This is a genomic window from Pseudomonas fluorescens Q2-87, assembly GCF_000281895.1.
In the GTDB taxonomy this organism is placed as follows: Bacteria; Pseudomonadota; Gammaproteobacteria; order Pseudomonadales; family Pseudomonadaceae; genus Aquipseudomonas; species Aquipseudomonas fluorescens_S.
This window is the reverse complement of record NZ_CM001558.1, coordinates 5,705,471-5,718,113: the sequence shown is the minus strand read 5'-3', so window position 1 is coordinate 5,718,113 and position 12,643 is coordinate 5,705,471. Positions and strand designations below refer to the sequence as shown.

The 12,643-nt window shown below is 61.7% G+C and carries 9 protein-coding genes; 4 read left to right on the top strand and 5 right to left on the bottom strand.

The genetic code is table 11. The annotated features are described in order from the left end of the window. The first annotated feature begins 4 nt into the window (after window positions 1-4). Together parC and PFLQ2_RS02630 are read left to right on the top strand one after the other, a co-directional pair. Entirely contained in the window at window positions 5-2,269 is a 2,265-nt protein-coding gene (gene parC / locus PFLQ2_RS02625; RefSeq protein WP_003186456.1) for a DNA topoisomerase IV subunit A, read from the top strand. 178 nt (window positions 2,270-2,447) lie between these two features. After that, the gene (locus tag PFLQ2_RS02630) at window positions 2,448-3,152 is read left to right on the top strand and encodes a PqiC family protein (protein ID WP_003186455.1); all 705 of its coding nucleotides are present in this window, start codon (window positions 2,448-2,450) and stop codon (window positions 3,150-3,152) included. 257 nt (window positions 3,153-3,409) lie between these two features. Here the strand turns inward: PFLQ2_RS02630 and PFLQ2_RS02635 are convergent, their stop codons facing one another. Then, window positions 3,410-4,927, bottom strand: coding sequence for an AhpA/YtjB family protein (locus PFLQ2_RS02635; protein ID WP_003186454.1), 1,518 nt, complete (start codon window positions 4,925-4,927; stop codon window positions 3,410-3,412). A gap of 132 nt (window positions 4,928-5,059) precedes the next feature. Here PFLQ2_RS02635 and serB point away from each other — a divergent pair, with 132 nt between their 5' ends. Beyond that, the gene (serB, locus tag PFLQ2_RS02640; RefSeq protein ID WP_003186453.1) at window positions 5,060-6,274 is read left to right on the top strand and encodes a phosphoserine phosphatase SerB; all 1,215 of its coding nucleotides are present in this window, start codon (window positions 5,060-5,062) and stop codon (window positions 6,272-6,274) included. Between the two features lie 167 nt (window positions 6,275-6,441). Here serB and PFLQ2_RS02645 read toward each other — a convergent pair whose 3' ends face one another. From PFLQ2_RS02645 to PFLQ2_RS02660, 4 genes are all read right to left on the bottom strand, one after another. Further along, a complete protein-coding gene (locus PFLQ2_RS02645; protein WP_003186451.1) occupies window positions 6,442-8,202 on the bottom strand; it encodes a hypothetical protein in 1,761 nt (586 codons plus the stop codon). Window positions 8,203-8,345: 143 nt separating this feature from the next. Continuing rightward, entirely contained in the window at window positions 8,346-9,206 is an 861-nt protein-coding gene (gene asd, locus PFLQ2_RS02650) for an archaetidylserine decarboxylase (RefSeq protein ID WP_003186449.1), read from the bottom strand. 19 nt (window positions 9,207-9,225) lie between these two features. Continuing rightward, complete coding sequence (locus tag PFLQ2_RS02655; protein ID WP_003186446.1) at window positions 9,226-10,041, bottom strand: rhodanese-like domain-containing protein; 816 nt, start codon at window positions 10,039-10,041, stop codon at window positions 9,226-9,228. A 42-nt stretch (window positions 10,042-10,083) separates the two neighbouring features. After that, window positions 10,084-11,622, bottom strand: a complete 1,539-nt coding sequence (locus PFLQ2_RS02660) for an HDOD domain-containing protein (RefSeq protein WP_003186444.1) — start codon at window positions 11,620-11,622, stop codon at window positions 10,084-10,086. Between the two features lie 166 nt (window positions 11,623-11,788). On the opposite strand from PFLQ2_RS02660, the gene motA reads away from it, so the two are divergent. Beyond that, window positions 11,789-12,640 (top strand): flagellar motor stator protein MotA, encoded by an 852-nt coding sequence (gene motA, locus PFLQ2_RS02665; RefSeq protein ID WP_003186442.1) that lies wholly within the window; start codon window positions 11,789-11,791, stop codon window positions 12,638-12,640. Window positions 12,641-12,643 lie beyond the last annotated feature (3 nt).

Genomic DNA, 12,643 nt, shown 5'->3' with positions numbered 1-12,643 from the left:
CCGCATGAGCGACATTCTTGCAGACAGCTTAGACGGCGTAGAACGCCGATCGCTGGCTGACTTCACCGAAAATGCCTACCTCAATTACTCCATGTACGTGATCATGGACCGCGCCTTGCCGCACATCGGCGACGGCTTGAAGCCGGTCCAGCGGCGGATCATCTATGCCATGAGTGAGCTGGGGCTGGATGCCGACTCCAAGCACAAGAAGTCGGCGCGGACCGTCGGTGACGTGCTCGGTAAATTCCACCCCCATGGTGACTCGGCCTGCTATGAAGCCATGGTGCTCATGGCCCAGCCGTTCAGCTATCGCTACACCCTGGTGGACGGCCAGGGCAACTGGGGTGCGCCGGACGATCCCAAGTCCTTCGCCGCCATGCGCTACACCGAGGCGCGTCTGTCGCGCTATTCCGAAGTCCTGCTGAGCGAATTGGGCCAAGGCACGGCGGATTGGGGGCCAAACTTCGACGGTACCCTCGATGAGCCGTTGGTTTTGCCGGCACGTTTACCGAATATCCTGCTCAATGGCACCACCGGCATCGCGGTGGGCATGGCCACTGACGTACCGCCACACAACCTGCGGGAGGTGGCCACCGCTTGCGTGCGTCTGCTGGATGAGCCAAAAGCCACGGTGGAACAGCTCTGCGAGCACATCCAGGGTCCGGACTACCCGACCGAAGCGGAAATCATCACGCCGCGCGCCGACCTGCTGAAAATCTACGAGACCGGTCGCGGTTCCGTGCGCATGCGCGCCGTGTATCACATCGAAGACGGCGACATCATTGTCACCGCGCTGCCGCATCAGGTGTCCGGTGCGAAGGTTCTGGAACAAATCGCCGCGATGATGCAGGCAAAACCGTCGAAAGCGCCGCAAGTTGCAGACTTGCGCGACGAGTCCGACCATGAAAACCCTTGCCGTATCGTGATCATCCCGGTCAACAGCCGGGTCGACCATGACGCGTTGATGCAGCACCTGTTCGCCAGTACCGACCTGGAGTCCAGCTACCGGGTCAACATCAATATCATTGGCCTGGACGGCAAGCCGCAGTTGAAGAACTTGCGGGCCTTGCTGGTGGAATGGCTGGAATTCCGGGTCAAAACGGTGCGCCGGCGCCTGCAATTCCGCCTGGACAAGGTCGAACGTCGACTGCATCTGTTGGACGGCTTGCTGATTGCCTACCTCAACCTGGATGAAGTGATCCACATCATTCGCACCGAGGAACATCCCAAGGCCAGCCTGATCGCGCGCTTTGCCCTGAGCGAAATCCAGGCCGACTACATTCTCGATACGCGCTTGCGGCAGTTGGCGCGGCTGGAGGAGATGAAGTTGCGGGCCGAGCAGGATGAACTGCTCAAGGAACAGGCCAAGTTGCAAGCTTTGCTGGGCAGCGAAGCCAAGCTCAAGAAACTGGTGCGCACCGAACTGCTCAAGGATGCCGAAACCTATGGCGACGATCGCCGCTCGCCAATCGTCGAACGCGCCGAAGCCAAGGCGCTGACTGAGCATGATCTGTTGCCGAACGAGAAAGTGACGGTTGTGCTGTCGGAAAAAGGCTGGGTGCGCTCCGCCAAAGGCCACGATATCGACGCCACGGGGCTTTCCTACAAGGCTGGCGACGGCTTCAAGGCCCTGGCGGCCGGGCGCTCCAACCAGTTTGCGGTGTTCGTCGACTCCACCGGTCGCAGCTATTCGGTGCCGGCTCACACGCTGCCATCGGCGCGCGGCCAGGGCGAGCCGCTGACCGGTCGATTAACGCCGCCACCGGGTGCAACTTTTGAGTGCGTGCTGATGCCTGATGATGACGGGCTGTACGTAATTGCATCGGACGCCGGCTACGGGTTCGTGGTCAAGGGTGAGGATCTGCAAGCCAAGAACAAGGCGGGCAAGGCGTTGTTGAGCCTGCCGAACAACGCCAAGGTCATTGCGCCACGCCCTGTCAGTGATCGCGAAAATAATTGGCTGGCGTCGGTGACGACGGAAGGCAGGCTACTGGTCTTTAAAATCAGTGACTTGCCGCAGCTTGGCAAAGGCAAGGGCAACAAAATCATCGGTATTCCCGGCGAACGGGTTGCCAGCCGTGAGGAATATGTCACGGATATTGCAGTGTTGCCGGAAGGCGCCACGCTTGTGCTACAGGCTGGAAAGCGTACGCTTTCGTTGAAAGCAGATGATCTTGAGCATTACAAAGGTGAACGCGGGCGACGCGGTAATAAGCTACCAAGGGGTTTTCAACGGGTCGATGCACTGCTCGTCGAAAACTTGAATTAGGCGTCCTAGAGCGCTTGGTCTGCGATTAAATGCCGCAGACCGGCGTTTTCGCGCTGGAGTCGCGGCGCATATTCACGGATGATAGGCCCTTTCAAGCGCCGGCGTGGCTGAGCGTTCTTCATAATGACCAAGTATTTTTCACTGTGGTAAGCCTTGTGGCCGCCACCTGGACGGGACGATGACTGCTCTGCGCCTTCCTATTTTGTGGCTCGCTGGCCTGCTTGGCCTGGCGGGCTGCAGCGTCAATCAGCCTGTTTCGCTGTATCAACTGGACAGCGGAACCCCGGCCCAGCCTGCGCAAAGCGCCGGCATGGCAGTACTGCTGGGCCCGGTATTGATTGCTGACTACCTGCAACGTGAAACCCTGCTGCAACGCCAACCTGACGGTAGCCTGCAAGCCGCTGTCGACGGTCGCTGGGCGGGCAGCCTGTCGTCGGACATCGATCAACTGCTGTTGCGTCAGGTCGCCGGGCATCTGGACAGCCAGCGTGTCGTGCTGGCGCCCGCTACCCAAGGCTTTACCCCGGACGTCCAGGTACTGCTGTCGATTACCCGCCTGGACTCGGGCAAGTCGCAACCAGCGGTGCTTGATGCCCAGTGGCGGCTGATCGACCGTCGCGGCAAGGTGCGTGAGAACCGCATCGTGCACCTGCAAGAGCAGCATGCCGGTACTACGGCGGCACAGGTCCAGGCCCAGGGCGTGCTCCTGCAACGTCTGGCCGAGCAGTTGTCTGTGTCGCTCAAACCTCTGGCCAACCAGCCTCCTATCGCAGAAGTCCCTCGAAAATCTGCTCCTGCCCCAACCAAGCCGGCAGGGAAGGAAAAGGACAAGATTCCCATGGCCCTGCCAATTCGTACGGACATGGAAGTGTTCAGGTTCTGAGGGTTGGACTGCCAACAAGACAAAGCCCGCGCTGATGCGGGCTTTGTCGTTTCTGTCGATTGGATTGGCGGTGCCTATCCTGGCCTCTTCGCGGGCAAGCCCGCTCCCACATTCAATCTCCAGTGAACCCAGGCTCTGTAGACCATGAAGATCTCCTGTGGGAGCGAGCTTGCTCGCGAAGAGGCCAATGAAGGCAACAAAAAAGCCCGCAGATAAACACTCATCTGCGGGCTTTTGTTTGCTTCAACTACTGAATATCAGGCCTGGCGCTCATGCATCCGCGCCAGTTGCCGCTCGAGCATCGACGGATAAGGTTCCATCAAGCGCTCCACGCAGCAAGCGCCCTCGGGACTGGCGATGGGGCGGATGCGGGCGCGCTGTCGGATCAGGGCGTCGTCGTTGATCTTGCGTTCCACCAGCAACAGGTTGCGGCTGTGTTGCGACAGTGCCAGGGCGTCCTGGGCGGTTTCGGTCAACAACAAGTCGATCTGGCTCATGCCGAACAGGCCGTCGCCCAGGGTCAGGCCCAGTTGCAGTTGCAGGGTGATGCCGCTGTCGGCGACCTCGATCTGCAATTGATGACCCAGCGCCCGGAGCAACTCGCCACAGCAAATGGCGTTGGTGAGGTAGTCGTCACCGCTGTCCTCGGTGTGAAACAGCATCAATGTGCTGCCATCATTCAATGTATGCAATTCGCCCTGGTACAGCGATGCAGCCTGGTCGAGGCAGTCGCGGTAGCGTTCGAGCAACTCCTTCAGGCGCGCTTGGGGCAGGCGGCGCAGTTGGTCCTGGGCGCCCAGTTGCACGGCCAGCACGGCGCTGTGCTGGGGCAGGTTCGAGACGACAGGCTTGGCGAGCGGTTTCGGCTCGCCGGCAGCGGACTCGTCACGCAGGTCGGCGAAGGCATCGTCGTCTTCATCGTCTTCTACCGTGCGGACCACGTGGCGTGGAGCCGGTCTGGACGCAGGCATTGGCTGGCTTTCATCAAAGCCCGGATCACGCAGGTTGCGCACCTCGAAGCCTGGCTCGGCCTCATCGTCGTCAACGTAGTCGATGTCTTCAGGTTCCGGCACGGGTTCAGGTTCCGGCGCGAAACTGGCGTGGAGTTGCCGGGCCAGGTCGCCGATTTCATCCTGGCGCTGGGTGGCCGGCGTGTGTTCGTCGATGTCCCGCAGCCAGACGCGCAACTGCAACAGCGGCGTGGAGATGTGCCGGCCCAGGCGCAGGCTCAAGGCCAGTGCCAGCGCCAGCAGTATCGCGCTGAGAATGCCCATGCTTTGCAGGCTGATGGTCATCGGCTGTTGGAACTGGTCCATGTCCAGGCTGATGCGCAGTTGCCCGGCGGTCACGTCCTGGAAGGTGATCTTGCTCTGGTACATGCCACCGGATTCGCCCAGCAGGCCTGGCTTGGGACGCTGGCCTGCCTCGGCGAGGATACGGTTGTCCACGCTGTAGATGGCCGCGTGGGCCACCAGCTTGTTCTTGGTCAGATTGTTGAGCAGCACGTTGAGACTGAGGATGTCGTTGGAGACCAGCAGCTCGGTGGCGGACGTGGCGGTCTGGGTGGTCAGGCTCTCACCCAGGGCATCGGCCTGCTCATGCATCGCCTGTTTGAATTGCAGGCCCATCACGCAGGCATAGATAACCAGGGCCAAGGCGACCAGGATCACGTTATGGCTGGCAATGCGCAATGCAATCGGCACGCGACGGTGGCGCAGTGCACGGAAGATCAGCAGGAAGAAGTTGTCGGTTTTGACTGGCGTGGGCCGGTTCACTGAGCTCGGCTCTTTGTCCGTGAAATTGACGCGCAGTATAGCGACAGGCCCATGACCGGCAAAGCACTGGCGGTGCCCGATGGTCACTGAATGTGGGTAGAATGCGGTTTTTTCCACCTGCGGGGGTGCGCCTTGCGCGAAATCGTCCTGATAAACATCACTGGCAGCGACCGTCCGGGTCTGACTGCGGCCATTACCGGCGTTCTGGCCCAGGGTGGTGTGAACATTCTCGACATTGGTCAGGCGGTGATCCATGACACGCTGTCGTTCGGCATCCTGGTTGAAATTCCGGACGCTGAACAAAGCAAGTCGGTGCTCAAGGACATCCTGTTCACGGCTTACAAGCTTGACCAGCAGGTGCGTTTTACCCCGGTGTCCGAAGCCGATTACCAGCAATGGGTGGCCGGCCAGGGCAAGAAGCGCCACATCGTGACCTTGCTGACCCGCAAGGTCACCGCCGAGCAATTGCAACGCGTCAGTTCGATCACCGCCAAATATGACCTGAACATTGATCACATCGACAGGCTCTCCGGGCGCATGCCGCTGGACACGCCGGATGACAAGGGCAAGGGCTGCATTGAGTTTTCCGTGCGCGGCGAGCCGGCTGATCCCCAGGCTTTGCGGGCCGAGTTCCTTAGCGTGGCCCAGGAATTGAACGTCGACATCGCCTTCCAGGAAGATTCGCTGTTCCGCCGAAATCGCCGCCTGGCGGTGTTCGACATGGATTCGACGTTGATCGAAGCCGAGGTGATCGACGAATTGGCCAAGGCCGCCGGCGTGGGCGACAAGGTATCGGCCATCACCGAGCGGGCCATGGCCGGCGAGCTGGATTTTCGCGCCAGCTTCAAGGAACGCCTGGCCCTGCTGCAAGGCCTGGACGTCAGCGTACTGGATTCCATCGGCGCCTCCCTGCGCCTGACCGAAGGCGCCGAGACCCTGTTCGCCGAACTCAAGCGCCTAGGCTACAAGACCGCCATCCTGTCCGGCGGCTTCACCTATTTCGCCAAGCAGCTACAAGCCAAGCTCGGCATCGATTACGTGTTCGCCAACGAGTTGGAAGTGGTGGACGGCAAGGTGACCGGCGTGGCCGTGGAGCCGATCGTTGACGCCCAGCGCAAAGCCGATCTGCTGCGTGAACTGGCGGCCAAGGAAGGCCTGCGCCTGGAGCAGACCATCGCCGTAGGCGACGGGGCGAATGATTTGCCGATGTTGGCGATAGCGGGCCTGGGCGTGGCGTTCCGGGCCAAGCCGCTGGTCAAGCAGTCGGCCAGGCAGGCGATCTCGACCCTGGGGCTGGATGGGGTCTTGTATCTGTTGGGGTTCAGGGATCGTGATGGGCAGCTCTGAGCCTTCCACCGATTTGGAGCGAACGTTTTTGTGGCGAGGGAGCTTGCTCCCGCTGGCCTGCGCAGCAGGCCCCAATGCGGTGAGCCTGACACACTGGGGGGGGAGGGTTTAGGGCCGCTTCGCGGCCCAGCGGGAGCAAGCTCCCTCGCCACAAGGGGGTGTTTGGCTTACAGCGACCTCCACAACGAATCGAAATTTCCCTCAGGCTCGCTGCCCTCCCCGGCGGGGCCTGAATCCTCCGGGTGATAGGCAAACTGGTTGAAACTGTGGGTGCTGGTGACCCGCCGGTCCAGGCCGGCCCGGCGTTCTTCGCCGTTGGTCTTGATCAGCACCTGCTGGCCCTCCTGGAATGGCAGGCGAGGGGCGATCATGGTCGGGGGAAGGTCGATGGCGCTGATCTCGGGAAGCAATAACCCGCGCAGATAGTGGCCTTGTTCGTTTTCCTGGCGAACCAGTTGCAGCCCGCAAGGCTGGGCGTGCGGGGCGACCAGTTCGATGCCCATCTGCATGGTGCCGTTGCGCACCTGTCGAATCCAGCGCACCACCGCGATGCTCCAGGCTTCGTCGCTGGTATCCCGAATGCCGACCATTTCCCCCGCTTGCAGCTGTTCCGGCACTTCTTTTGGCCAGCCGAGGCAATAGCCGCCGGGGCTGTGGTTGATGATTGGCAAGTCATAGAGGGGAAAATGATGCTGGTTGTCGGAGGTGGTGCCGTCGTCATCGGACGGGCTCACCGGATATTCGATTTCCTCATAAGGCAGCAGGTCGCTTTCGCCGCTGGGGGCTGCGTCGAAGGCCTGGCTCCATTGATCGTTGGTCTTGCTCGGCCGGGCCTCGAAGCGTGCCTTGCGCGTGTTGGGGGTTTTCAGGAGTTCACTGAAAGAACGCTCGCCGCCAAGGTAGTAATGCAGCGCGCTCATGCCCACGCACAAGGTCAGCGTGCCGTTGCCCTCGGTGCGCTGGAAGCTGCGTTCGGCCGCTTCGCCCCAGGCGGCTTGCAGGTGATGCAAGGTGTCGGCGCTCATGCCGCCGGGCACTGGCAGGGTGGGGTCGGCCGGTTGTTCCAGGTGGATGGCGATGGCACGCACCAGCGGCTGTGGATCAAAGCCCTGCAAGGTTGGCTGTTGCTCGGCCCTGAACTTGGAGCGATAGCGTGGCCCGACATCCAGTTGCGGAGCGACGGCGAACAGGCTGGTGGCCGTGGCGGCAGGGTCCAGCTTGACCCAATGGCTCCAGGATTCCAGCGCCTCGGCCAGTCGCGCGATCTGGTTCTGGCGTAACTGATTACTGCGTGAGGCGCCCAGCAGCAGGGCGACGGCGTAGGTTTGCTCGGCGTTCAACTGATGGACCTGGCTAGCCAGTTCGTCACCGACATTCAAATGCTGAAGTCGGAGTTGGCAGGCGATCCGGTACAACTGGTGCAAATCGAGCCACAACCCTTCAGGCACGGGACTGTACAACTGGCCGGCCCGCAGCAGCGGGCCGTTGAGCGCATGGATCGCCCGTTGCAATGCGGTACTCAGCACCCGGGCCCGGTCCTTGGTGAACTTCGCAGCGATGCGCGCCACGATCTGCTTGTAGCCCATGGCCAATTGGGTTTGCAGGGCCTGGCACAGGTTGGCGATTTTGCGCGAGCGGTCATCCAGCACGATGGCCTGTTGCAGAAAATGCCGTTCCAGGTGTTTGCAGACGTAATACACCTCGGGACGCAGCAGTTCGAGCAGTTGCAGACGGTTGTCGCTGGGGGTGAGCAGTTGGTTGAGTTCGCCAAGGGCCTGGTACAGCAACCGGGCGGTTTCGCCGATGTTGGCCTTGGGCAGGTTGGCGATCCAGCGCTTGAGGTCGCGTGGCGTGGCGTCGCAGAACGATAGGCGCGATTGCGTCGGGGTCAGGACGCGCAATAGCTGGAGAGGGCTGGTCTCATTCATGCCGTGGACGGGCTCCGGCCGAAAAATTGAAAAGGATCTTTTCAACTCTAGCAGCTGTAGCCAAAAACGAAGGGCTCTATCCAGAGGCTGTGGCCCCTTGGGGGAGCGAGCAAGCTCGCTCCCCCAACAAGTTAATCGATGATTCAGCCCTTGGGCAGTGCCAGCCCCTGGCCCATCTGCACTGGCGAACCGGCCACCAGGTCGTCGGTCCATTTCACCTGGTCCGGCCCGAACAGCACGATGGCGGTCGAACCCAGCTTGAAGCGGCCCAGTTCGGCGCCTTTTTCCAGATGAATCGGCGCACGAGCGGCTTCGTCGTAGCGCAAGGTTTTCAGTTCGCGCTTGGGCGGTGTCACCAGTCCGGCCCAGACGGTTTCGATCGAGGCCACGATCATCGCGCCCACCAGCACCACGGCCATTGGCCCGCGCTCGGTGTCGAAGATGCACGCCACGCGCTCATTGCGGGCGAACAGCTCCGGAACATTTTCAGCGGTGGTCTGGTTGACCGAGAAAATTCGCCCAGGAATGTAGACCATTTCGCGCAAGGTGCCGGCCAGCGGCATGTGTACGCGGTGGTAGTCCTTGGGTGACAGATAGATCGTAGCGAAGTCGCCGCCCATGAACGGCGCTGCGTTGGCTGCATCGCCGCCCAGCAGTTCCAGCACACTGAAACTGTGGCCCTTGGCCTGGAACACCCGGCCGTGCTCGATCGGGCCGAGCTGGCTGACGGCGCCGTCGGCAGGGCTGAGGATCGCGCCGGGAGTTTCGTCCAGCGGGCGGGCGCCGTCTTTCAAGGCACGGGTGAAGAACGCGTTGAAGTGCTCGTAGGCTGTCAGGTCTTCGACCAAGGCCTGGGACATGTCAACCTGGTAACGCTTGGCGAACCACGCGGTAAAGGCATTCTTGAACCAGCGCACGCGACATTCGGCGATGCAGCCGGCCAGCCGCGACAGCAGGTGGTGAGGCAGCAGGTATTGAGAGAGGATGAACAAACGGTTTTTCATTAACTGTCCTTAAGAACCTTCAAAGCTCGATGGGCGTGTCAGGGTGGTTGCCCCATTCGCCCCAGGAACCGGCATAGCCTTTGACTCGCGGATAACCGAGCGCCTTGGCCACCAGATAGGTGAAGCCAGAGCGATGGTGAGTCTGGCAGTGGGTGATGATTTCTTTGTCAGGCGTGATGCCCAATCGTTCGAGGATCTGCGGCATGTCCTGGCGGATGCGCAGGTTGCGCGCCGGGTCCATGCCCGCCGTCCACTCGAAGTTGACCGCGCCGGGAATGTGGCCACCCCTGGCTGCGACGACTTTCTCGCCGGAATATTCCAACGGACCACGGGCATCCCAGATTGCCAGGTCGGTGGCACCGAGCCGGCTTTGCAGGTATTCGCGGGTGGCGGTGGGTTCGTCGTGCAGCGTCAGGCTCACCGGGGCTGCGCCGGGCGCCGGCACTTCAGTGGAGACCGGCAGGCCTTCGTCCAGCCACGACAGCAGGCCGCCGTCGAGGTAGTGATAGTTGCGATGCCCGATCACGTCCAGCAACCAGATGAACCGCCCGGCCCAGCCGCCGCCTTCGTCGTCATAGACCACATAGACCGCATCCGGATGGTGCCCGAGTTCGCTGAACAGCGCTTCAAGATCGGCTTTTGCCGGCAGCAGGCCCGGCGCCGGAGGTTGGCCCAGCTGGGTTCGCTTGGGATCGACGAAGCGTGCGCCAGGGATGTGCCCGGTGCTGTAGCGGGCGGCGCTGGTCAGGTCCACCAGAATCAGTTCGCGGGCGTCGAGGCGCGGCAGCAGCGTGCTTGGCTCGATCACCAACGGCAAGCCAGAGAAGTCAGGCATGTGAGGTCTCCAGAGGCGCAAAGGGAAAGGATTGTAGCAAGTTCAGCGACCGCGGTTGGTAAAGGTATGCAGTGCCCGTTCGATGCACTGCACGGTTTTGCCGAAGGCTTGCACGGTCACGTCCGAGAACGGCCCACCGCCCTGGTCCGCTGCTACCAGCATGATCACCCGACCATTGCAGGTCAGCGAGCGCAACAGCAGATGTTCACCCCGGAACAGGGCGCGCAGCCCCGGTGGCAGCAATGCCGAGAACTGGGCATTGTTGTCCGGGTTCAGGCGAACCTGGGCCTGCTGGGCCAGCAATCGCTGCAAGACCTTGCTCTGGCTGATGGAAAAGCTCATGGCCGCAGCTTCCTGGGGCAGGCCGGCGGTCTGGTGCACGCGCACGCTGGTCTGGCTGCGGTCGGGCATCAGGATCATCACCCGGCGCATGCCGCAAGCCACCAGCGTGTCCCGGGCCGAGGTGGTCAAGTGCATGGCATTGCTGAAGGGGCTCGGTTCCACCAGCAGCGCAGCGCATTGTTTGCGCCACTGGGTCAGGTCTTCGCTGCTGGGCGGGGCCGCCGGCAGCAAGCCTGGGTGGATGCGGTGGCTGTTCCAGGGCCAGATCAGCGCCACGGCCGGGTGCCAGAGGTCTGGCATAGCGTCATTGCGGGCGCTGGTGACGGCCTGTTGATGCATTTGCTGCTGGATTTCATCCATGGGCATTTGCAGATACAAGCTGGTCAGGTATTGCCAGCGCAGACAGTGGGGGCTATTCCACGCCTGCTGCGCCGAAAGCGCCAGGCCGTTGGCCAACAGCACGGTGTTGGCCGGCTGATTGAGCCAGCGCCGCAGGGTTGGGTCGTCGTCCAGCCGATTCTGCTGGCGCAAGGGATGTTCGCTGTCGCGGGCGATGCGCAGCACTTGCACCAGTTCGCGGCGCTCATTGATCAACAGGCGGTAGCCTTGCATCACCCAGATCGGCAGCCGCCAGGTCTCCACCAGTGCGAGGCAGATCTTCAGCAGGCTGACGCCGAACAGTTCGCGCTCTACCTGGCGGGCGGACTGGCCTTTGTGGATGACCCGCAATTCCCATTCCCCGAGCAATCGCGGGTGTGTCAGGGCCAGCGGCCAGAGCGGCGAGAGGAACAACAGGCTGCCCCAGTGGATGTCTTGCCACAGTCGCGCCAGGCGGCTCGCGAAAAAACCATTGGCCTGTTGCGTGGCGTGCTGGCTGATCAGTTGCAATTGACGCAGGGCGACGGGTATTTCCCGCCCCGGCAGCGAGGGCAGGCGGGCGAGCAATTCTTCGGTGCGCTTGAGGCCCAGGCGGTTGAGGGCGACTTCGAGGTTTTCCGCAGGCTCGGCGAGGCTGCCATGGGTGTGGTGGTTGGCTTCGCGGATGACGCTCAGGGCCAAGGCAGGACTGTCCTGCATCAGCTCGGCGATATCGCGCAGCGACCGGCGGCTGTCGGCGAGGGCCTTGCAAACCAAGTCGTGACTGGCCTGGGGCACGGGCAGGTGCACGCCGTCGAGCAGCTTCACCCAACCTTGGAGCGTGGTCGGTCGTGGGGTTGGAACCTTCGTTTCGTATGTCATGGCTGGACGCGATCATCACATAGGGTATCTACGCCCGGAACGGGGCAAATTGGCTTTTCGCCTGAACTGGCTATAGTCTGGCGCAGTTTTGCCGATAAGTAGAAGAAGAGATTTTTCAGCTTCCGAATATGACCTTGAACCCGACTTAAATAAGTACTTTCTACCTATGGCTAAAATTATCGGCATCATTGTCGTGTTCGCGAGCGTGCTCGGCGGATACGTGCTCTCCCATGGCAAGATTGCCGCTTTGATCCAGCCCTTTGAGGTGATGATCATCGGCGGTGCGGCCCTCGGCGCATTCTTGCAGGCCAACCCCGGCTATATGACGATGCACGTGCTCAAGAAATCCCTGAGCATGTTCAGTTCGCGCTTCAGCCACACCTTCTACCTCGAGGTGTTGGGGCTGATCTACGAGATCCTCAATAAAAGCCGTCGCGAAGGCATGATGGCGATTGAGGGCGATATCGAAGACGCTGCCGCCAGCCCGATCTTCGCCAAGTACCCCACGGTGCTCAAGGACGCCCGCATGACGGCGTTCATCTGCGACTACCTGCGCATCATGTCGTCCGGCAACATGGCTCCCCATGAGCTTGAAGGCCTGTTCGACATGGAGCTCTACAGCCTCAAGGAAGACTTGGAACACCCTTCTCACGCGGTCAACGGCATCGCCGACGCCATGCCCGGTTTCGGTATCGTCGCGGCGGTACTGGGGATCGTGGTCACCATGGCTTCCCTGGGCGAGGGCGACCAGAAATCCATCGGCCTGCACGTGGGCGCGGCACTGGTCGGTACCTTCTTCGGTATTTTGGCCGCGTATGGCTTTTTCGGCCCGCTGGCCCATTCCCTGGCCCATGATGCCAAGGAAGAACTCAACGTCTACGAGGCCATCAAGGCTTCCCTGGTGGCCTCGGCCTCGGGCATGCCGCCGTCCCTGGCGGTGGAGTTCGGTCGCAAGGTCCTGTACCCGGCGCACCGTCCAAGCTTCGCCGAGTTGGAACAAGCAGTTCGCGGTCGTTAAGTT